This window comes from Klebsiella sp. B345 (assembly GCF_051131735.1).
Taxonomy (GTDB): domain Bacteria; phylum Pseudomonadota; class Gammaproteobacteria; order Enterobacterales; family Enterobacteriaceae; genus Klebsiella.
In genome coordinates this window covers 2,716,475-2,737,148 of sequence record NZ_CP180443.1, presented here as the reverse complement: position 1 = coordinate 2,737,148, position 20,674 = coordinate 2,716,475, and the positions used below count along the sequence as shown (strand labels likewise).

The 20,674-nt window shown below is 55.5% G+C and carries 18 protein-coding genes and 1 tRNA gene; 8 read left to right on the top strand and 11 right to left on the bottom strand.

Going from position 1 to position 20,674, the window contains the following annotated elements; translation table 11 throughout:
• Positions 1-3: 3 nt before the first annotated feature.
• Positions 4-294, bottom strand: coding sequence for an HTH-type transcriptional regulator (locus ACMYSO_RS12895; protein ID WP_434665089.1), 291 nt, complete (start codon positions 292-294; stop codon positions 4-6).
• A gap of 242 nt (positions 295-536) precedes the next feature.
• Positions 537-1,895, bottom strand: coding sequence for an MFS transporter (locus tag ACMYSO_RS12890; RefSeq protein ID WP_434665086.1), 1,359 nt, complete (start codon positions 1,893-1,895; stop codon positions 537-539).
• Between the two features lie 431 nt (positions 1,896-2,326).
• Between ACMYSO_RS12890 and ACMYSO_RS12885 the strand changes: the two genes are divergently transcribed.
• Positions 2,327-3,037, top strand: a complete 711-nt coding sequence (locus ACMYSO_RS12885) for a DUF3053 domain-containing protein (protein WP_434582585.1) — start codon at positions 2,327-2,329, stop codon at positions 3,035-3,037.
• Between the two features lie 86 nt (positions 3,038-3,123).
• Here ACMYSO_RS12885 and ghrB read toward each other — a convergent pair whose 3' ends face one another.
• From ghrB to ACMYSO_RS12855, 6 genes are all read right to left on the bottom strand, one after another.
• Positions 3,124-4,095, bottom strand: a complete 972-nt coding sequence (ghrB, locus tag ACMYSO_RS12880) for a glyoxylate/hydroxypyruvate reductase GhrB (RefSeq protein ID WP_434665084.1) — start codon at positions 4,093-4,095, stop codon at positions 3,124-3,126.
• Positions 4,096-4,118: 23 nt separating this feature from the next.
• Positions 4,119-5,399, bottom strand: a complete 1,281-nt coding sequence (locus ACMYSO_RS12875) for an MFS transporter (RefSeq protein WP_123757176.1) — start codon at positions 5,397-5,399, stop codon at positions 4,119-4,121.
• An 83-nt stretch (positions 5,400-5,482) separates the two neighbouring features.
• Positions 5,483-6,421, bottom strand: a complete 939-nt coding sequence (locus ACMYSO_RS12870; RefSeq protein ID WP_434670800.1) for a sugar kinase — start codon at positions 6,419-6,421, stop codon at positions 5,483-5,485.
• Between the two features lie 33 nt (positions 6,422-6,454).
• Complete coding sequence (locus tag ACMYSO_RS12865; RefSeq protein WP_434665081.1) at positions 6,455-7,204, bottom strand: sugar phosphate isomerase/epimerase family protein; 750 nt, start codon at positions 7,202-7,204, stop codon at positions 6,455-6,457.
• Positions 7,205-7,314: 110 nt separating this feature from the next.
• Positions 7,315-8,331, bottom strand: a complete 1,017-nt coding sequence (locus tag ACMYSO_RS12860; protein WP_434582590.1) for a LacI family DNA-binding transcriptional regulator — start codon at positions 8,329-8,331, stop codon at positions 7,315-7,317.
• A gap of 125 nt (positions 8,332-8,456) precedes the next feature.
• Positions 8,457-9,119, bottom strand: a complete 663-nt coding sequence (locus ACMYSO_RS12855; RefSeq protein ID WP_154144305.1) for an OmpA family lipoprotein — start codon at positions 9,117-9,119, stop codon at positions 8,457-8,459.
• 167 nt (positions 9,120-9,286) lie between these two features.
• On the opposite strand from ACMYSO_RS12855, the gene ACMYSO_RS12850 reads away from it, so the two are divergent.
• The gene (locus ACMYSO_RS12850; RefSeq protein ID WP_434665078.1) at positions 9,287-11,617 is read left to right on the top strand and encodes a molybdopterin guanine dinucleotide-containing S/N-oxide reductase; all 2,331 of its coding nucleotides are present in this window, start codon (positions 9,287-9,289) and stop codon (positions 11,615-11,617) included.
• Here ACMYSO_RS12850 and ACMYSO_RS12845 read toward each other — a convergent pair.
• Positions 11,586-12,026 (bottom strand): N-acetyltransferase, encoded by a 441-nt coding sequence (locus tag ACMYSO_RS12845; protein ID WP_434670799.1) that lies wholly within the window; start codon positions 12,024-12,026, stop codon positions 11,586-11,588. The two genes, ACMYSO_RS12850 and ACMYSO_RS12845, sit on opposite strands and share 32 nt — an antisense overlap.
• On the bottom strand, positions 12,004-12,585 hold the full coding sequence (gene tag, locus ACMYSO_RS12840; RefSeq protein ID WP_434665077.1) for a DNA-3-methyladenine glycosylase I: 582 nt from the start codon (positions 12,583-12,585) through the stop codon (positions 12,004-12,006). Before tag ends, ACMYSO_RS12845 begins: the two co-directional genes overlap by 23 nt.
• Positions 12,586-12,814: 229 nt before the next feature.
• Here tag and ACMYSO_RS12835 point away from each other — a divergent pair, with 229 nt between their 5' ends.
• The 4 genes from ACMYSO_RS12835 to ACMYSO_RS12820 all read left to right on the top strand — a co-directional run bounded on the left by ACMYSO_RS12835 (position 12,815) and on the right by ACMYSO_RS12820 (position 17,125).
• Positions 12,815-13,459 carry an autotransporter outer membrane beta-barrel domain-containing protein gene (locus tag ACMYSO_RS12835; RefSeq protein WP_434665075.1) on the top strand — a complete coding sequence of 215 codons (645 nt, stop codon included), beginning with the start codon at positions 12,815-12,817 and terminating at the stop codon, positions 13,457-13,459.
• Between the two features lie 240 nt (positions 13,460-13,699).
• Positions 13,700-14,902: an L-lactate MFS transporter gene (locus ACMYSO_RS12830; RefSeq protein WP_434582594.1), complete on the top strand. Its 1,203-nt coding sequence runs from the start codon at positions 13,700-13,702 to the stop codon at positions 14,900-14,902.
• A gap of 364 nt (positions 14,903-15,266) precedes the next feature.
• Positions 15,267-16,958, top strand: coding sequence for a kdo(2)-lipid A phosphoethanolamine 7''-transferase (eptB, locus tag ACMYSO_RS12825; RefSeq protein ID WP_434665074.1), 1,692 nt, complete (start codon positions 15,267-15,269; stop codon positions 16,956-16,958).
• 90 nt (positions 16,959-17,048) lie between these two features.
• Positions 17,049-17,125: transfer RNA gene (locus ACMYSO_RS12820), tRNA-Pro, on the top strand.
• A 3-nt stretch (positions 17,126-17,128) separates the two neighbouring features.
• Here the strand turns inward: ACMYSO_RS12820 and ACMYSO_RS12815 are convergent.
• Positions 17,129-17,266 carry a hypothetical protein gene (locus ACMYSO_RS12815; protein ID WP_434665071.1) on the bottom strand — a complete coding sequence of 46 codons (138 nt, stop codon included), beginning with the start codon at positions 17,264-17,266 and terminating at the stop codon, positions 17,129-17,131.
• 672 nt (positions 17,267-17,938) lie between these two features.
• Here ACMYSO_RS12815 and dppA point away from each other — a divergent pair.
• Together dppA and dppB are read left to right on the top strand one after the other, a co-directional pair.
• Entirely contained in the window at positions 17,939-19,546 is a 1,608-nt protein-coding gene (gene dppA / locus ACMYSO_RS12810) for a dipeptide ABC transporter periplasmic-binding protein DppA (protein ID WP_123757187.1), read from the top strand.
• A gap of 107 nt (positions 19,547-19,653) precedes the next feature.
• Positions 19,654-20,673, top strand: coding sequence for a dipeptide ABC transporter permease DppB (dppB, locus tag ACMYSO_RS12805; RefSeq protein ID WP_434665068.1), 1,020 nt, complete (start codon positions 19,654-19,656; stop codon positions 20,671-20,673).
• The last annotated feature ends 1 nt before the right edge of the window (position 20,674 follow it).

The window sequence follows — 20,674 nt, the reverse complement described above, 5'->3', positions numbered from 1 at the left end:
ACTTTAGTCAAGAAGTTGCCTTGAAAGCTGAGGGTTTGCCTGAATCAGGCGCATTAATTTGAGCTCGGTGGAAGAGGGCTTCACCCGTCTTGATTCCCACTCTTGTACCATCGCCACGCTGACGCCCATGGCATTGGCAAAATCATCAATTTGCAGGCCGCTGCCTTGACGAAGTCGCTCAAACTCGCTGAATGCGGTCGGCTTCCTGGACTGGGCGGTAGTCTGAGAAATATCTTTAAAAACAATTTGTTCCAGGCTGCTAAGCAGTTCAAACACGGGATCTTTATATTCCATTGAGAACTCCTTTTATCACACAGCAAAAGGGTAGATTTATTTAGCCTATTAAGAATAGTCAGAAAAAAGGCAAATAATGATCATGTGGGTGATTATGTGCATGCATACTATCGTTTGAGCGGCGATACGCAGGGGAAAACAGCAGGTAAGGTGATGATTAATCATCAGACGAGCGGGAATGGAAAATTTTTGTAAACGTTGATGAAAACGCTCAGGCCAGCGGCTTACCGCCGGCCTGAGGATCAGGCTTTTTGCATGCTTTTCGCCTGGGCCTGAGGCGATACCTGTTGCTGCTTGCTCATCTTATATTTCACCAGCAGCGCACCGGCAGATAAGAACGCCGGAATCGACAGCAGGGTGAAAATGGTCTCGAAGGAGAGCTGGGCTTGCATCAGGAACGCGCCGCTGAAGGCGCCAAGGATGCCGCCAAATCGACCGATGCCCAGCATCCAGGCCACGCCGGTCGCCCGACCTTGCGTCGGATAAAATCCGGCGGCCAGTGCGGGCATTGAGGATTGCGCGCCGTTCATGATGCTGCCGGCAATAAACACCATCACCCCCATTAAGACCAGGCTGCTGGTGGAGAAGCCCACGAGGCAGACGAAGATACCGGTCAACAGCCAGCCTACAGCCACCACTTTATTGGGGTTTATCTTGTCCATCAGCGCGCCGAGGATCAGCACCCCGATACCGCCGCCCAGCGGGAACAGCGCGGTGATGATTGATGCCTGGCTCATCGACGCGCCGGTTTCGCGAATCAGCAGCGGCAGCCAGCTGGTCAGTAAATAGAAAATGAGCAGCCCCATAAAGTAGGTCATGCACAGCATCACGGTACCGACGATATAGCGCGGCGAGAAAATCACGGCCAGTGCCGATTTTTCTTTCACCTGGTCGGCTTCATGCAGCGTAAAGTCAACCTGCTCCGGCAGCGGCGCGATACGGCGAAGAATCGCCGCAATACGCGGTGCGGGCTGGCGTTTGACGACCATGTAGCGCGCCGACTCTGGCAACAAGAACACCAACGCCACCGCCAGCAGCAGGGGCATGACGCCGCCAAGGATCAGGACGCTTTGCCAGCCGTAATGAGGGATCATCCAGGCCGAGAGAAAGCCGCCCAGCGATGAGCCCATCGGGAAGCCGACGAACATCAGATTCACCAGCAACGCGCGACGGCGTTCAGGGGCGTATTCACTCATCAGCGTGGCCGCATTAGGCATCGCGGCGCCGAGTCCAAGGCCAGTCAAAAAGCGTAACAGCGCCAGTTGATTAAGGCTGGTGGCGAAAGCGGTCAACAAACTAAAGCTGCCGAAAACCACGATCGACATGAGCAGGACTTTCTTACGACCAATGCGGTCAGCCAGCGGGCCGGCGGTCAGCGCGCCAACTGCCAGGCCGACCAGCGCGGCGCTCATCACCGGACCTAAGGCCGATTTCTCTACGCCCCATTCCTGCACCAGGTCAGAGGCAATAAAGCCGATAATGGCTGTATCGAACCCGTCCAGCGCGACGGTGATAAAACATAAGGCCAGAATCATCCACTGATATCTGGTAAACGGATGTTCATTAATAAAAGCCTGAATATCGATGGTTGTCTTATTCATACGGCATTCCTGGCAGCCAGAGCGGGGCAGGGTGATGACTCACTCCCTCGCTGTCGTTAAGATAATTTGTGCGATAATCGAACGAGTTGCCGTTAATCGCTCGTTTATCAAATCACTGAACGTCAACCCAGGCAACGCAGGCACGCCAGGAAGCGTGCGATTATCGTTCTCTTTCGCTGTCGGGCAGAAAACGCGTTTTTTAAATATTAATTAAATCATGGTGTTGCTGGTTTTTGCTGGCCGATGAAGGATGGCGGTAATTGTGATGGGCTTAACAAACGGTGGCCTGTGGTGATAAAACGCCGGGAACCGTGCTTTTCCTGCTCAGATTGTCAGGAAAGAGTATCCTGCCGGGCCGACCTGGACTATCCTTGTCAGCGTCTGGCACGTGTGTGCCTGTGTGCGCTTTTTTGGCTGAAAGGAGTAAAAAAATGGCGACAGGAAAGTCCTGCTCTCGCTGGTTTGCGGCTATTGCGGCCTTATTGATGGTGGTGAGCCTGAGTGGGTGTTTTGATAAAGAAGGCGATCAGCGCAAAGCGTTTATCGATTTCCTGCAAAATACGGCAATGCGTAGCGGCGAACGTCTGCCGACGCTGACTGCCGATCAGAAAAAACAGTTCGGTCCTTTTGTCTCCGATTATGCGGTGATTTACGGCTATTCACAGCAGGTAAGTCAGGCGATGGATGCAGGTCTGCGTCCGGTCGTAGATAGCGTGAGCGCGATTCGCGTTCCCCAGGATTATGTGACTCAGCGTGAACCGCTGCGCCAGGCAAACGGTGCGCTGGGCGTGCTGAGCCAGCAGCTGGAAAATGCGAAGATGCAGGCCGATGGCGCGCATAGCGCGCTGAAGCAGGGTGACGATCTGAAGCCGGTCTTTGACCAGGTTTACAATAAAGTCGTGACCACTCCGGCCAATGCATTGCAGCCGCTGATCCCTGCCGCGCAGGTCTTCACGCAGCAGCTGGTACAGGTGGGTGATTTCATCGCTCAGCAAAATACTCAGGTGAGCTTCGTGGCGAACGGGATCCAGTTCCCTACGTCGCAGCAGGCCAGCCAGTACAACACCCTGATTGGCCCGCTGGCTGCCCAGCATCAGGCTTTCAACCAGGCGTGGACGGCGGCAGTTAACGCCACGCGTTAATCGGTTTGCCACCCCGGGTCTGGCTCTGACGCCGACCCGGGAGACTGCCCGGTCCGTATGCAGCCGGGTAGTATCAGCTTTTCCCTTCACTTCACCTGCGGGTTGACGCAGTTTTTCTCCACCTGACCATTCAGCGCATCAATCAGATTATCCACTGCACAGGCCGCCATATTGTAGCGGGTCTCATGGGTGGCGGAACCGATATGCGGCAGCGCGACGACATTCGGCAGACTCAACAACGGAGAGTCTTTCGCCAGCGGTTCCTGCTCGAAAACATCAAGCCCCGCCGCGTGGATTTCGCCCTGCTGTAATGCCGCGATCAGTGCCTGTTCATCAACAACCGGACCGCGTCCGGCATTAATAAAGATGGCGGAGGATTTCATGCGGGCAAATTTGTCGGCGTTGAACAGATGGTGCGTTTCAGCGGTCAACGGCAGGATCAGACAGACCACATCGGCTTCCTGCAGCAGCGTATCCAGATCGCAGTAGCGCGCGTTAAAGCGTTCCTCCGCCTGCGGATGTCGCTTGCGGGCGTTGTACAGAATCGGCATGCCGAAACCGGCGTGCGCCCGCTGTGCCAGGGCCATGCCAATGCGGCCCATGCCAACGATCCCCAGCGTTTTGTGGTGCACATCGGTACCGAACCAGTCCGGGCCAATACTTTTGGTCCACTCCCCGGCTTTTACGCGATTCGCCACTTCGACAACACGACGTGACGTGCTGAGCACCAGCGCCATTACCGTATCGGCCACCGTTTCGGTGAGCACGGTCGGCGTATGCATCAGGAGCACCTTACGCGCGTTCAGCGCCTCAACATCGAAGTTGTCATAGCCGACGGAGATGGTCGAGGTCGCACGAAGCCTGGGCATTTTCTCCAGTAACGCGGCATCAACTTTTTCGCTCGATCCCAGTAGCCCTACCGCGCCGGCAAAGGCATCAGCGTGCTGCTGGATGGTGTCGTGGCTCAGATTCTTAACCTGAGTCACGGTAAAGTGTTTTTCCAGACGTTGTAGCAGGTCGTCGGGAAGCGTTTTGTAGAGAATTACGGACGGCTTCATGCGGATCTCCCTGGTGATAAAGGTCAGGCGTGTCGAGCGCCAAGCGGAAGTTTTTGATGATTAGCAGGCTTAACAATTAAAGTAAGCCATACCGAGACGAAAAGCGCCACCCCCATGAAAATGTATGAGGCGGAGGGGCTGCCGGTGCTGCCGTTCAGGTAACCCACAAACCACGAGCCAAAGAACGAGCCTAACGCACCCATGCTGTTAATCAGCGCCATCGCGCCGCCGGCGACGTTACGTGGCAGCATTTCCGGGATAATGGCGAAGAACGGACCATAAGGGGCATACATCGCCGCTCCGGCAATCACCAGCAGCGTATACGAGGCCCAGAAATGGTTGGCGCCAACCGCCCAGGAACCGATAAAGGCCAGTCCGCCAATCAGCAGTAACGGCCAGACGAACAGTTTACGGTTCTGCATTTTATCGGACGCCCATGACACGACGATCATCGCGACAGTTGCGGCCAGATACGGTACGGAAGAGAGCCAGCCCACTTCCACCATGCCCATATTGACACCGCCGCTGCGGATAATAGACGGCAGCCACAGGACGAAACCGTACACCCCGATGCTCCAGGCAAAATACTGCATGCACAGCAGAATAACGTTACGTGAACGGAAGGCTTCGCCGTAGTTACGCACGGCTTTGATGCCCTGCTGTTCGCTTTCCAGCTGCGCCTGCAGCGCGGCTTTTTCACTTTCGGCAAGCCAGTTGACCTGTGACGGTTTGTCTTTTACCAGCACCCACCAGCAGAAGGCCCACAGTACCGCCGGAACGCCTTCAATAATGAACATTTCACGCCAGCCGAAGGACTGAATCAGGTAGCCGGATACTACCGACATCCACAGTACCGTGACTGGATTACCCAGAATTAAGAAGGTATTGGCCCGCGAGCGTTCAGATTTGGTAAACCAGTTACTGATGTAAATCAGCATGGCCGGCATCACTGCCGCTTCGACGACGCCCAGAATAAAGCGGATTGCCGCCAGCGCCGGAATATTGTGCACCATGCCGGTTAGCGAGGCGCAGGCGCCCCACAGAATCAGGCAGATAAAAATCAGTTTGCGCACGCTGCGGCGCTCGGCGTAAATCGCTCCCGGGATCTGGAAGAAGAAATAGCCGAGGAAGAAAAGCGCGCCCAGGAGCGACGACACCCCTTTGGTAATGCCTAAATCTTCAGTAATGCCCGCTGCCGAAGCAAAACTGAAGTTTGCGCGGTCAAGGTACGCCAGGCTATACGTGATAAACACGATAGGCATGATGTACCACCAACGTTTTGCTGCATTGGTGGAGCTGTTCATAGGCTTGCCTCTAAAGTTGAGGTTTATGATGCCGCCGCTGTATGTAGGGTACAGAGGTGGCTGTTATGGTTCGCCAGCCCGGACTATTCGCCCAGCGCCTCGCGAGTTGGTAATCCTTCGCTATCGCCCTGGACCTGAATCGCCAGTGCGCCAATATGGTTCCCGCGCTGTACTGCATGATGCAGCGAGTGACCTTCCAGCAGGGCGCTGATCACCCCGACGGCAAAGCCATCGCCAGCGCCAACGGTATCAACGACGTTGTCGACGGTGACGGCGGCGACTGCCCCCTGGTCACCCGCAGCGGTTTTAAACCAGGCGCCGTCGGAGCCGGTTTTAATGATGACCGCCTGCACGCCGCGCGTCAGATAGAAATCCGCGATACCTTCTGGCGTCTGCTGGCCGGTGAGGATCATCCCTTCTTTCAGTCCCGGCAGAACCCAGTCGGCCTGGAAGGCAAGCTGGTTGAGCTTCTCGACCATTTCGGCTTCGCTGTTCCACAGCACCGGGCGCAGGTTAGGATCGAAAGAGATCGTTTTTCCCTGGGCGTTCATCGTCCTGGCTGCATGATCCAGCAGGGCATACGAGCTTTCTGACAGCGCTGCTGCCACTCCGCTGAGGTGAAGATGGCGGGCGCTGGCGAAGTAATCGGCGTGGAAATCCTCCGTCGAGAGGTGGCTGGCTGCGGAACCTTTGCGAAAGTATTCCACTATGGGATCGGTTCCATTTTCGACTTTTGATTTCAGCTGAAAGCCGGTAGCGTAACGGCTGTCTTCGCTAACACCGCTGGCATCAATGCCCTCTTTTGCCAGCGAACGCAGGACAAAACGACCGAAGCTGTCCTTGCCGATGCGGCTGACCCAGCCCACCTTCAGCCCCAGACGCGCCAGACCGGTGGCGACGTTTAACTCCGCCCCAGCCACGCGTTTGATAAAGTGCTCGACGTCAGCCAGATCGCCGGTTTGCGTGGCGACAAACATGGCCATCGCTTCGCCAATGGTGATGACATCTAATGGGGTTTCCATGCCTGTGGTTTCTATCACCTTGTTTTCCATGGCTTACTCCTCGCGTAGCAAATTGACGTAGCGGCGGGTCACGGTCGTCAGATCGTGGCCAACCAGCGGAAATTCGATACCGCGCGGGGCATCGGCGGGCAGGTTATCGAGCAGGGCCAGCCAGCGCGTCGGCGCTTCATCAGGGGGAACGGCGCGATAGTTTTCCCGGTGGGGCTCTGCGGCTTTGACATGGATATAGCTGACGCTGGGCGCCAGATGGCGGGCGGCCTCTTCGGGCGAATCGCCGACCCACAGCCAGTTCCCCATATCGAAGGTCAGGGTGACGGGCAGATGGTTCACCCGGCAGGCGGACTGAAAGCGTAGCATCGGCGCCAGCTGGCCGCAGTCGGTCTGGTCGTTTTCCACCACCAGCGCCATGCCGCTCTCCTGCAGAGTGTGGCGCAGCGTTTCCAGATCGTGGTGGTGGGAGAAGTGACCCAGCGACAGTTTCAACCACAGGGCGTTGAGGGTTTGCGCCTCCTGCAGCAGCGCCGGCAGGCGAGGGTTGAGGGCGCCATTGGCTTCAAACAGGGCTTCCGGCGCGGAATAGCAGGCTAACAGGCTATGGTGCTCGATGTCAGCCGCCAGCGCGGGCAGCTGATTGAGCTCGTCAGCGCTGAATAATTCACGGCGGATTTCCACGCCGTCAGCGCCGGATCCGGAGATAAACGGCAGCACGGCGGATTGCCCACCCAGTTCTTTAATACGATCGTGACCATAGGCGGCGGTCACGACAATGATCTTTCTGGCCATCTGACAAACTCCCGGTTGCACTGTAGCGAATCTTTCTATAACGCTAGATGGTACCGGTTCCAAAGGAAAGCGAAGGATGTCTGATTTATGATCACCATCACGAAGGTTGATTACCGGGAGGTGGAGCCACGCACGATCAGCTCGCCAGAAAAAACCCGCTCGCAGATGGGGTCGTTACTACCTTCAATGCGCCGTACCACCTGCTCAACGGCGGCATAGCCAATCTGCCACGTGGGCTGTTTCAGGGTGGTGATACCCACGCCAGCCAGCTCCGCCCACTCCAGCTCATCGAAGCCGAGCAGGCCAATATCGCTGCCCCAAATCAGGTCGACCCGTTTGAGCGCGCGCGCAATCTGCAGCGTCAGCGCGCCGTTGGCGGAAATCAGCGCCTTGCGCATGCCGCGATGCCGGGAGTGGAACTGGCGCAGCACCGTATCCAGCATCGCGCCGTCGTTAAGCTGGACTTCGGCGTTCTCCGCGACGATACCGGTGTGGCGCTGGATCGTGGCGCGAAACGCGCTCAGGCGCTCGCGGCGGGTGTTCACCGAACCCAGCGGTTCGCTCAGGAACAGCAGAGCCTCGAAGCCTTTCTCCACCAGATGTTCCGTCGCCGTCGTTGCGGCCTGGGTGTTGTCCAGACCGACGACGTCGCAGGCGAAATCAGGAATTTTGCGGTCGATAAGCACCATCGGCAGCGCCGACTGCTGCAGGCGATTCAGCCCCTCTTCACGCATCCCCACCGCATTGACGACGATGCCTTCAACCTGGTAGCTGCGCAGCAGGTCGAGATAGTGCAGCTCCTGGTCGAGCTGGTTGTTGGTATTACACACCAGCAGGGTGAAGCCTTTCTCCCGACAGGCCGCTTCAATACCGCTAAGGACATTGACGGAGTAGGGGTTGGTGATGTCGGCGATGATCAGGCCAATGAGCCGGGTCCGGCCATGCTTCAGCCCGCGCGCCATCAGGCTGGGGTGATAGTTGAGTTCAGCAATTGCGGCTTCAATTCTGGCCAGCAGGTCATCGGAAAGCAGGTGTTTTTCGCCATTGAGATAGCGTGAAATACTGGTTTTTCCGGTCTTAGCGGCTTTCGCCACATCGCTAATCGTTGCTCGCACCGCTTTCGCCATGATGGCATCCTTTGCTGAAATCTGGAGAACACCTTAGCGCGAAATTCGGCTATATCAAGCATTTTGCCCGGCAGATGAGCGTTGCCGGGCGGAGGAAACCGCAATCGGTGCAATGACCGGCGGGTTTACTGGAGCGGGCTGAGGGTGATTTCCACGCGACGGTTCTGCGCTTTGCCTTCTGCCGTACTGTTGCTGGCGATCGGGTTGGCCGGGCCCAGTCCGCTGGTGCGGATGCGGTTTGCAGCAACGCCCTGGGTGATCAAGGCGCTGGCGACGCTGTCGGCACGTTGCTGTGACAGGCGCATATTCAGATCCTGACCGCCGGTGCTGTCGGTATAGCCCACAACGTTCACCGCGGTTTTTTCGTACTCTTTCAGGACCATTGCCACGCCGGTCAGGGTATTTGCGCCGGCAGGTTTCAGGTTAGCGCTGCTGCTGTCGAAGGTGACGTTATTCGGCATGTTCAGCACGATATTATCGCCATTTCGCGTCACGCTTACGCCAGTTCCTTGCATTTTCTCGCGCAGTTTTGCTTCCTGCACATCCATGTAATAACCGATACCGCCGCCCAGCGCCGCACCGGCCGCTGCGCCAATCAACGCACCTTTGCCGCGATCTTTTTTCGACGAGGAGAGGGCGCCTACGCCCGCGCCGACCAGTGAACCGATGCCGGCTCCGATCCCGGATTTGCCCGCTTCGCGTTCGCCGGTGTAGGGATTGGTGGTACAGCCCGAAATGGCCAGAGTGCCGCTAACTACCGCCGCAATCATGAGTACGCTTTTTTTCATGTTATTTCCTTAATCCTTTTTATTCTTTGTCACAGCGCGCGTGACGGTTGATTATGACGCCCAAAAGCGTAGAAAATTCCCCGGATAACATCTCTTTTTGTAAATAACATTGAACGGTCGCGTAACAGACCGTCACCACACCTGCATTCGCTGACCAGGAGCCTGCTTTGCCAACCTCATCTGCAACCGAAACCATCTTAACCGCAGCCCACTGGGGGCCAATGCTGGTTGAAACGGATGGAGAAAATGTCCTCTCGTCTCGCGGTGCGCTGGAGACCTCTTTCGCCAACTCGCTGCAAACCGCCGTGCGCGAGCAAGTGCATAGCAAAACCCGCGTGCGTTATCCGATGGTACGAAAAGGTTTTCTGGACTCGCCGGAGCGCCCGCAGGGTGTCCGCGGTCAGGATGAGTTTGTTCGGGTGAGCTGGCAGCAGGCGCTGGATCTTATCCATACCCAGCATCGACGGATCCGGGAAAGCTACGGGCCCGCATCGATTTTTGCCGGCTCCTACGGCTGGCGCTCAAACGGCGTCCTGCACAAAGCTGCGACGTTATTGCAACGCTATATGAGCCTGGCGGGGGGATACACCGGCCACCTGGGTGACTACTCCACCGGGGCGGCGCAGGCGATTATGCCGTATGTCGTGGGTGGCAATGAGGTTTATCAGCAGCAAACCAGCTGGCCGATGGTGCTGGAGCACAGCGATGTGGTGGTGCTGTGGAGCGCCAACCCACTGAATACGCTTAAAATTGCCTGGAACGCTTCCGATGAGCAGGGGATCGAATGGTTTGACCGACTGCGCAAAAGCGGCAAGCGGGTGATCTGTATCGATCCGATGCGATCGGAAACCGTGGATTTCTTTGGCCAGGAGGGCGAGTGGATTGCGCCTCACATGGGCACGGACGTGGCGATGATGCTGGGTATCGCCCATACGCTGGTGGAAAATGGCTGGCAGGACACGGCGTTTCTTGCGCGCTACACCAGCGGCTATGAGATTTTCGCCCGTTACCTGACCGGCGAGAGCGACGGTACGCCGAAAAGCGCCGAGTGGGCCGCCGATATCTGTGGGGTTAGCGCAGCTAAGATCCGCGAACTGGCAGCATTATTCCACGAAAATACCACCATGCTGATGTCCGGTTGGGGTATGCAGCGCCAGCAGTACGGCGAGCAAAAGCATTGGATGCTGGTGACCCTCGCCGCGATGCTGGGGCAGATTGGCACCCCTGGCGGCGGCTTCGGGCTTTCTTACCATTTTGCAAATGGTGGCAACCCCACCCGGCGGGCGGCGGTGCTGGCCTCGATGCAGGGCAGCGTGGCGGGCGGCACTGATGCCGTCGATAAAATTCCGGTGGCGCGCATTGTCGAAGCGCTGGAAAACCCCGGCGCCGCGTATCAGCACAACGGAATGGACCGCCATTTCCCGGATATTCGCTTTGTCTGGTGGTGCGGCGGGGCGAACTTTACCCATCATCAGGATACCAACCGCTTGATTCAGGCGTGGCAGAAGCCGGAGCTTATCGTGATCTCCGAATGCTTCTGGACCGCCGCCGCCCGTCATGCCGATATCGTTTTGCCGGCGACCACCTCGTTTGAACGTCACGATCTGACGATGACCGGGGATTACAGCAATCAGCATCTGGTACCCATGAAGCGAGTCGTGGCGCCACGCGATGAGGCCCGGGATGATTTTGACGTCTTTGCCGATCTCAGCGAGCGCTGGGAAGCCGGGGGGCGTGAGCGCTTTACGGAAGGAAAAAGTGATTTACAGTGGCTGGAAAGTTTCTATCAGATAGCAGCGCAACGCGGAGCGAGCCAGCAGGTTACGCTGCCATCGTTTGAGCAGTTCTGGCAGGCTAACCAGCTGATAGAGATGCCGGAGAACCCGGAGAATGCGCGCTTTGCCCGTTTTGCCGAATTCCGCGCCGATCCACTGGCCCATCCGTTGAAAACCGCCAGCGGAAAAATTGAGATCCACTCTCCGACAATCGCCGGTTTTGCCTATCCCGACTGCCCGCCCCACCCGATGTGGCTGGCACCGGATGAGTGGCACGGTAACGCGCAGACCGGTCAGCTGCAGGTGCTCTCCGCGCACCCGGCGCACCGTCTGCACAGTCAGCTTAACCACACGACGCTGCGTGAAACTTACGCCGTTGCCGGTCGTGAACCGCTGACCATTCACCGGCAGGATGCGCAGGCGCGCAATATTGCCGACGGTGACGTGGTGCGGGTCTGGAACTCGCGAGGCCAGGTGCTGGCCGGTGCGGTGGTGACCGACGGTATTCGTCCGGGGGTTATTTGCCTGCATGAAGGGGCCTGGCCTGATATTGACCCACAGGTGGGCATCTGCAAAAACGGTGCGGTGAATATGCTGACCAAAGATATCCCGACCTCGCGGCTGGGCAACGGCTGTGCCGGAAATACGGCGCTGGCGTGGCTGGAGAAATATGATGGCCCCGCACTGACGCTTACAGCGTTTGATCCGCCGGCCAATGCATAATCCAGGTTGGCTGTAAGGTATCATCCTGCCATGCGCAGTCTTCTATCCGGAAGCCTTGCGCATGGTAGAAATTCACCGCCTCAACGTTTTTCTGATACACCTCCAGACTCAGCCAGAGGTAATGCTGTTTGACCTCCGCCAGCAGCGCGCTGCCGATGCCCCGCCGAATGGCATCCGGGGCGACGAACAGCGCACCGATAAAGCGTGCTTCCATGACGCTGACAAACCCTTTGACCATGCCATGTTCTTCCCACACCCAGCTTTTGGCTGCGGGCAGATAGACATCGCGAACCACCGCAAGGCTCTCATGCCAGTACGTTTCGCGGATAAACGGGTGCGCGTGAATCGTGCTTTCCAGCCACAGGGTGAGCAGCGGAGCGGTATTGTTATCGTCCCACTTGCGGATCATCATCGCCTCCCGGATGGCAGAAACAGCTCGTCACGTGATCGTTGACCAGACCGCAGGCCTGCATAAAGGAGTAGCAGATCGTGGAACCGACAAACTTAAAGCCGCGTTTTTTCAGCGCCTTTGAGAGCGCATCGGAAGCTGGAGTGGTGGTTGGGATTTCCGCAAGGGTGGCGGAATGGGAGATTTGTGGCTGATTGTCGACGAAAGACCAGACAAAATCTCTAAAAGACTCACCATTTTGCTCCATCTCCAGGAAGGCGCGCGCGTTGCCAATAATGGCCTGAATTTTCCCACGATGGCGAATAATACCGGCATCCAGCACCAGCCGTTCGATATCGGCTTCGTCCATGGCCGCGACGCGATCGGGGACGAAATGATGAAAGGCCTGGCGATAATTTTCGCGTTTTTTCAGTACCGTGATCCATGACAGCCCGGCCTGCTGGCCCTCAAGGCAGATCATTTCAAACAGTTTATGGGCATCTCTTTGCGCAACGCCCCACTCGGTATCATGATAATCGATATAAAGCGGGTCCTGGCTTACCCATCCGCAACGTTGCATGTCTCTCTCCCTTTAGCAATAAAACTTACGCGTTCACCTTGACGGCTGAAAGATAAAGATAATAGTTAATACAGGGATACCGCTCTCAAATATACCCGCCATTATTCAGCTTGCATGTGCATTGGCAGCATTCGCTTGTCCAGTCACATTATTCAGGGTATTCACGGGAAGCACATCCCATAAAAACACAGCAATAATATCGGTTTGGCTCTTCTCTGGAGTCGCATTAATGATAATAAAGAAAAGCTATGGCATTCGGGGGCGCTTGCTTCCGGCGTGTGTGGTCGTCTGGGCCTCGTTGATTACTGGTGCGTATGCCTGGCAACAGGAATATATCGCTAACGATACTAAAAGTAATACCTCTGAACGCTATACGTGGGATAGCGATCACCAACCACGTTATGAAGATATTCTGGCTGAGCGGATGAATGCTTCCGGCGATCTTCCCGGTATGGCGCTAAATCAGGCTGTCGCCCCGCCGGACAGCAGCCACGGGATGAGCGTCGGCTGGAATTTTACCCTGGCCAACGGCGTCACCTCCGGGCCGGTGGCGAGCCTGCGGAGTGATGTAGTATCGACTCCGCCGGCGCGCCGGGCGACGGATAATCCATGGGTGAATACGCTCGGCTGGCGCATGGACTATCAGGAGCTGTGGGGCGTGCATCCGTGGGCGCAGGTGAGCTATAACCAGCCTGTTTCGTCGGAACTGATTGGGCCAAACCGCGGGCAGGACGGTGCCTGGCGCGATGTGACGTTTGGAGCGGACATGTCGCTCAATTCACACCTCGCGGCATGGGCGGCATTATCCCAGGCAGAGAATCCGACGACGGGTGCAAATTATCTCTACGTGATGGGTGTTAGCGCGAATTTTTAGCGTTTTTGTAGCATCCTGGAAACGTAGTTGTTACCTAAAAAATACAGTAATGGCGCAGGTTTGTAAGATAGCGATCACTAACTTACTGACGTGGGTTTCATGCGCCATCGCTTTTCCTATGTCATTCATTCCTGCCTGCATGCATTTCATTCCATGCTGATGGCATTTCATGCCTTTTTTAGCCTGGCGGCCAGGGGACTTCGCTATTGTGGCGGCAGTTAATTCTTCAGGATATCTGCTATGAACGCTGCAAACAGTCAATATACCCGCTGGCTTACGCTAGCCGGCACGATCGTTACACAATTCGCGCTGGGATCGGTTTATACATGGAGTTTGTTCAACAGTTCCCTTTCCGCAAAACTGGATGAACCGGTCAGCCAGGTGGCTTTCTCCTTCGGTCTGTTAAGTCTCGGTCTGGCGCTATCCTCTTCCGTTGCCGGTAAATTACAGGAACGTTTTGGCGTCAAACGCGTCACAATGGCGTCCGGGATTTTGCTGGGCCTCGGCTTTTTCCTCACCGCACACTCCAATAGCCTGTTAATGCTCTGGTTGAGCGCGGGTCTGCTGGTGGGGCTGGCGGATGGCGCAGGCTACCTGCTGACGCTCTCCAACTGCGTGAAATGGTTCCCGGAACGTAAGGGACTGATCTCTGCCTTCTCCATTGGCTCTTACGGTCTCGGCAGCCTCGGATTTAAGTTTATTGATACCCACCTGCTGGCCACCGTCGGGCTGGAGAAAACCTTCATTATCTGGGGTGCCATCGTCCTGGTGATGATTGTCTTCGGTGCGACATTAATGAAAGATGCGCCAGAACATACCGCGACTTCCCACAACGGCGTGGTGGAAAATGACTTCACGCTGGCTGAGTCGATGCGTAAACCGCAGTACTGGATGTTAGCTGTGATGTTCCTGACCGCCTGCATGAGTGGTCTGTATGTGATTGGCGTGGCGAAAGATATCGCTCAGGGGATGGTGCATCTGGATGTTGCGACGGCGGCGAATGCGGTAACCGTTATATCTATCGCCAACCTGAGCGGACGCCTGGTGCTGGGCATCCTGTCGGATAAAATCTCCCGCATTCGGGTGATTACGATTGGCCAGGTGGTCTCCCTGATCGGGATGGCGGCGCTGCTGTTCGCCCCGTTGAACGCGATGACTTTCTTTGCCGCTATCGCCTGTGTGGCCTTTAACTTCGGTGGCACTATTACCGTGTTCCCATCGTTAATTAGTGAATTCTTCGGTCTGAACAATCTGGCGAAAAACTACGGTGTGATTTATCTGGGCTTTGGTATCGGCAGTATTTGTGGGTCGCTGATTGCTTCGCTGTTCGGCGGGTTCTATGTCACCTTCTGCGTTATATTCGCGCTGCTGATTCTTTCGCTGGCGCTGTCCACCACGATTCGCCAACCGAAAGGCGAGGTGTATAGCGAAGCGCATGCCTGAAGACGCGCTTTCACGACATGAAGTCGTTACCTCCTAAGCAAATTGTGCCAGTCCAACCAAATGTTTTGTAAATGTTTGGTTGGATCACATTCCCTCCCGGTACTTTTTCCTCTCTCTGTGGTCTACTTAGCGCGCTTTAAAGAGGTTTCTTATACTCTCCGTCCTTCAAATGACCTTATTGTTGACTGCGCTCGCGTGTTTCAGTCACTGACTTAAGTCAGTTCCGGAGGATTCGCGAGCCCGTCGCCGCAAGGCATCTCGAATGGGTTTGAGTAGTTAAACAACCTGAACGCACCCTATTAACCTGCCCACTTATATTGCGTAAGCAAGGCGGTTTTATCTCTTCTTTTTCCAGGTTTCATGCATGAAATATATTAGAACGATGACACAGCAGAAACTCAGTTTTTGGCTGGCGCTGTACATCGGCTGGTTTATGAACGTCGCTGTGCTTTACCGTCGGCTTGATGGTTATGCGCAGGAGTTTACCCTCTGGAAAGGGCTTTCCGGGATTGTGGAATTGGTTGCAACCGTACTGGTGACGTTTTTCCTGCTGCGTCTGCTGTCGCTGCTGGGCAGACGTGTCTGGCGAATATTAGCCACACTGGTCGTGATTTTCTCTGCCGCCGCCAGCTATTACATGACCTTCCTGAACGTGGTCATTGGTTACGGCATTATTGCGTCGGTCATGACGACAGATATCGACCTTTCTCAGGAAGTGGTGGGCTGGTATCTGATTCTATGGATGGTGCTGGTCAGTGCGCCTCCGCTCCTGCTTATCTGGAATAACCGCTGTCGCCATACGCTATTGCGGCAAATTCGCACGCCGGGTCAGCGGCTGAAAAACATTACTATTGTGGTGCTGGCCGGGTTAATGGTCTGGGGGCCAATTCGTCTGCTGGAGCTGCGGCAGAAGAACGTTGAGCGCAGCTCTGAGGTGGATATGCCAAGCTACGGCGGGGTTATGGCCAACTCGTATCTGCCGTCGAACTGGCTTTCTGCGCTGGGGCTGTATGCCTGGGCACAGGTGGATGAATCCTCCGACAACAAGTCGTTAATCAACCCGGCAAAGAAGTTCACCTATGTGGCGCCTGAAGGTCTGGATGATACCTACGTGGTGTTCATTATCGGCGAGACGACCCGCTGGGATCATATGGGAATTTTAGGCTATAGCCGAAATACCACGCCGAAGCTGGCGCAGGAGAAAAACCTGGTCGCCTTCCGCGGTTATTCCTGCGATACGGCTACCAAACTTTCTCTGCGCTGTATGTTCGTGCGGGAAGGCGGGGCGGATGATAACCCACAGCGGACGCTGAAAGAGCAAAACGTATTCTCGGTTCTGCATCAGATGGGCTTTAGCGGCGATCTGTACGCGATGCAGAGCGAGATGTGGTTCTACAGCAATACCATGGTGAACAACATTGCCTATCGTGAGCAGATTGGCGCCGAGCCGCGTAACCGTGGCAAGAGCGTGGATGACATGCTGCTGGTGGATGAGGTTCAGCGCTCGCTGGCGAAGAATACCCATGGTAAGCATCTGATTATTCTGCATACGAAAGGGTCGCACTTTAACTACACCCAGCGTTATCCGCGCAGCTTTGCCAAATGGCAGCCGGAGTGTGTAGGCGTGGATAACAAGTGCTCTAAGGCCGAGCTGATTAACTCGTACGACAACACCGTGACCTATGTCGATCACTTTATCGTGAGCGTGCTGGATCAGCTGCGGGATAAGAAGGCGATTGTGTTCTATGCTGCCGATCACGGTGAGTCGATCAACGAGCGCGAGCACCTGCATGGTACGCCGCGTAAGATGGCGCCTCCTGAGCAGTTCCGCGTGCCGATGATGGTATGGATGTCGGATAAGTATCTGCAAGCGCCTGACCATGCAGCCTCTTTCGCCCGCCTTAAAGAACAGGCGGCGATGAAGGTACCGCGTCGTCATGTAGAACTGTATGACACTATTATGGGGTGCCTTGGTTATACTTCGCCGGACGGCGGGATTAACCAGCATAACAACTGGTGCCACGTTCCTGACGCTGCTGCGGCGCCGAAGAAATAACCGGGTGGCGAGTTTCTCGCCGCTTGAGTGATTTTTTCATAATAAGCCATTGACGGGTGTGTATCTCAGCAGTAAGATGCGCCCCGCATTCGGTGATTGGCGCAGCCTGGTAGCGCACTTCGTTCGGGACGAAGGGGTCGGAGGTTCGAATCCTCTATCACCGACCAAATTTAAAAAACCTGCTCAACGAGCAGGTTTTTTTTCGCCTGTAGTCCGGTGCCAGCATCTTGCTCCAGCGCGATCCCGGTAGCCCGGCCGAGCGGTGCGACACCGGGAATGCCTCGCAGCCCGTTAACCAAAGTTACCAAAAAACCATTTCTCCCCGTTTTCAAGCGCCTGTTAACCATTTTGTGACATCTTCCATTGTATTTTTTTATCTCTGGTTAGTTCTTATTTCGCGAAGCTTATGGATAACTTCAGCATTTTCCGCTGTGCGTTTTAACGTTCGCGCTATTAATCGCTCACATATTGGCCATATCGCAATAAATTTTCACCATTTACCAGAATTGCTTATCACTAGATGTTGCAAGGTATTAAGACGCTTATGCTGCAAAATTGCCGGTAGCATAAATTTCTCTGCTGAAAATACCGGCATGAAGTTTTTTTAATCTTTGCCTGCGGATTCTCACCCCGGATGTAAAACCAGGTTGGCTGTATTGACGTTTACGCATTCTGTTGACAGATTGTAGGGCATGAGGGGCATTTCATGGAGAATCCGCACTGCAACTCAGTCGTTTTTGTGAAAGGAATCCCCATCTCTCTCTACGCCTTCGGGCACCACCGACCGGACCGGGTATATTCTAAATAGTTCGAGCTGCGGGAACGCGGCAAGCTTGTGAATCTCCAGACGCACAGATAATGATGTGATTGAGGTTAGCAAGCGTAGCCAACGCATTCGTAGCCCGAAATATGACGAATAAAAATAAATAAAGGCCTGGCGGATATATGCAAAACAACATCATCACATTTGGAGCAGAAGAATGAGTATTTCCTTGAAAAAGTCAGGGATGCTGAAGCTTGGTCTGAGCCTGGTCGCCCTGACTGTTGCCGCAAGCGTTCAGGCGAAAACCCTGGTTTATTGTTCTGAAGGTTCGCCGGAAGGATTTAACCCACAGCTTTTCACCTCTGGTACCACCTATGACGCCAGCTCGGTGCCAATCTATAACCGCCTGGTCGAATTCAAAACCGGTACCACCGAAGTTATTCCTGGCCTGGCCGAAAAGTGGGAAGTCAGCGCTGACGGAAAAACCTATACCTTCCACCTGCGTCAGGGCGTGAAGTGGCAGGACAATAAAGACTTTAAACCGACCCGTGACCTGAACGCCGATGACATCGTGTTCTCGTTCGATCGCCAGAAAAATGCTCAAAACCCGTACCATAAAGTTTCTGGCGGGAGCTACGAATACTTCGAAGGCATGGGCCTGCCGGACCTGATTAGCGAAGTGAAGAAGGTGGATGATAAGACCGTCCAGTTCGTTCTGACTCGCCCGGAAGCGCCGTTCCTCGCGGACCTGGCGATGGACTTCGCCTCTATTCTGTCCAAAGAATATGCTGACAACATGCTGAAAGCCGGCACGCCGGAAAAAGTGGATCTGAACCCAATCGGTACCGGTCCGTTCCAGCTGCTGCAGTACCAGAAAGACTCCCGTATTCTCTATAAAGCCTTCCCGGGCTACTGGGGCACCAAGCCGCAGATCGATCGTCTGGTCTTCTCTATCACACCTGATGCTTCCGTACGTTACGCCAAACTGCAGAAAAATGAGTGCCAGGTGATGCCGTACCCGAACCCGGCCGACATTGCACGCATGAAGGAAGATAAGAGCATTAACCTGATGGAGCAGCCGGGCCTGAACGTCGGTTACCTGTCGTTCAACACCGAGAAAAAACCGCTGGATAACGTGAAGATCCGCCAGGCGCTGACCTACGCGGTGAACAAAGAAGCGATTATCAAAGCCGTTTATCAGGGCGCCGGGCAGTCCGCGAAAAACCTGATTCCGCCGACCATGTGGGGCTATAACGACGACGTTAAAGACTACACTTACGATCCGGAAAAAGCGAAAGCGCTGCTGAAAGAAGCCGGTATGGAGAAAGGCTTCTCGATCGACCTGTGGGCCATGCCGGTACAGCGTCCGTACAACCCGAACGCACGCCGTATGGCTGAGATGATCCAGGCCGACTGGGCCAAAGTTGGCGTCCAGGCGAAGATCGTAACCTACGAGTGGGGTGAATACCTCAAGCGCGCGAAAGCCGGTGAACACCAGACCGTCATGATGGGCTGGACTGGTGATAACGGGGATCCGGATAACTTCTTTGCGACCCTGTTCAGCTGCGCGGCGGCAAAAGACGGCTCTAACTACTCTCGCTGGTGCTACAAGCCGTTTGAAGATCTGATTCAGCCGGCACGTGCTACTGACGACCATAATAAGCGTATCGAGCTGTACAAACAGGCGCAGGTAGTAATGCACGACCAGGCTCCGGCTCTGATCATCGCACACTCCACTGTTTATGAGCCGGTGCGTAAAGAAGTCAAAGGCTACGTGGTCGATCCATTAGGTAAACACCACTTCGATAACGTCTCTATCGAATAATAACAGCGTGTTTCCCCTCTCCCCGCCTTGGGGAGAGGGAACTGACATTTGTGAGCAATACAGACGCCCCGTCACCAGGCGGGTCGTCACTAGAGAGAATCCGGGTTATGTTGCAGTTCATTCTCCGACGTTTGGGACTTGTCATCCCGACATTTATCGGTATTACCCTTCTCACCTTTGCCTTTGTCCATATGATCCCCGGTGACCCGGTGATGATTATGGCGGGCGAACGTGGTATTTCCCCTGAACGTCATGCTCAGCTGCTGGCTGAAATGGGCCTTGATAAGCCGATGTGGCAGCAGTATGTCCACTATATCTGGGGCGTCCTGCATGGCGATTTAGGCATTTCGCTGAAAAGCCGTATTCCCGTGTGGCAGGAGTTCGTGCCGCGCTTTAAAGCGACGATGGAACTGGGCGTATGCGCGATGATTTTCGCCGTCGCCGTCGGTATCCCGGTAGGGGTACTGGCTGCGGTAAAACGCGGCTCTATCTTCGATCACACCTCCGTGGGCCTCGCGCTGACCGGCTATTCCATGCCTATCTTCTGGTGGGGCATGATGCTGATTATGCTGGTCTCAGTGCAGCTGAACCTGACCCCGGTTTCCGGGCGAATCAGCGACACGGTATTCCTCGACGACACGCTACCGCTCACCGGTTTTATGCTGATCGACACCGCTATCTGGGGTGAACCCGGCGACTTTGTTGACGCGGTGATGCACATGATTTTGCCAGCCGTGGTGCTGGGCACTATCCCGCTGGCGGTGATCGTCCGTATGACGCGATCGTCGATGCTGGAAGTGCTGGGTGAAGATTACATTCGTACCGCGCGTGCCAAGGGGCTGACCCGCATGCGCGTAATTGTGGTCCATGCGCTGCGCAACGCCATGCTGCCGGTAGTGACGGTGATCGGTTTACAGGTGGGGACGCTGCTGGCGGGCGCCATCCTGACCGAGACTATCTTCTCCTGGCCAGGCTTAGGGCGCTGGCTGATCGATGCACTGCAACGCCGTGATTACCCGGTGGTGCAGAGTGGGGTACTGCTGGTCGCGACGATGATTATCCTCGTCAATTTGCTGGTCGACCTGCTGTACGGCGTGGTGAACCCGCGTATTCGGCATAAGAAGTAAG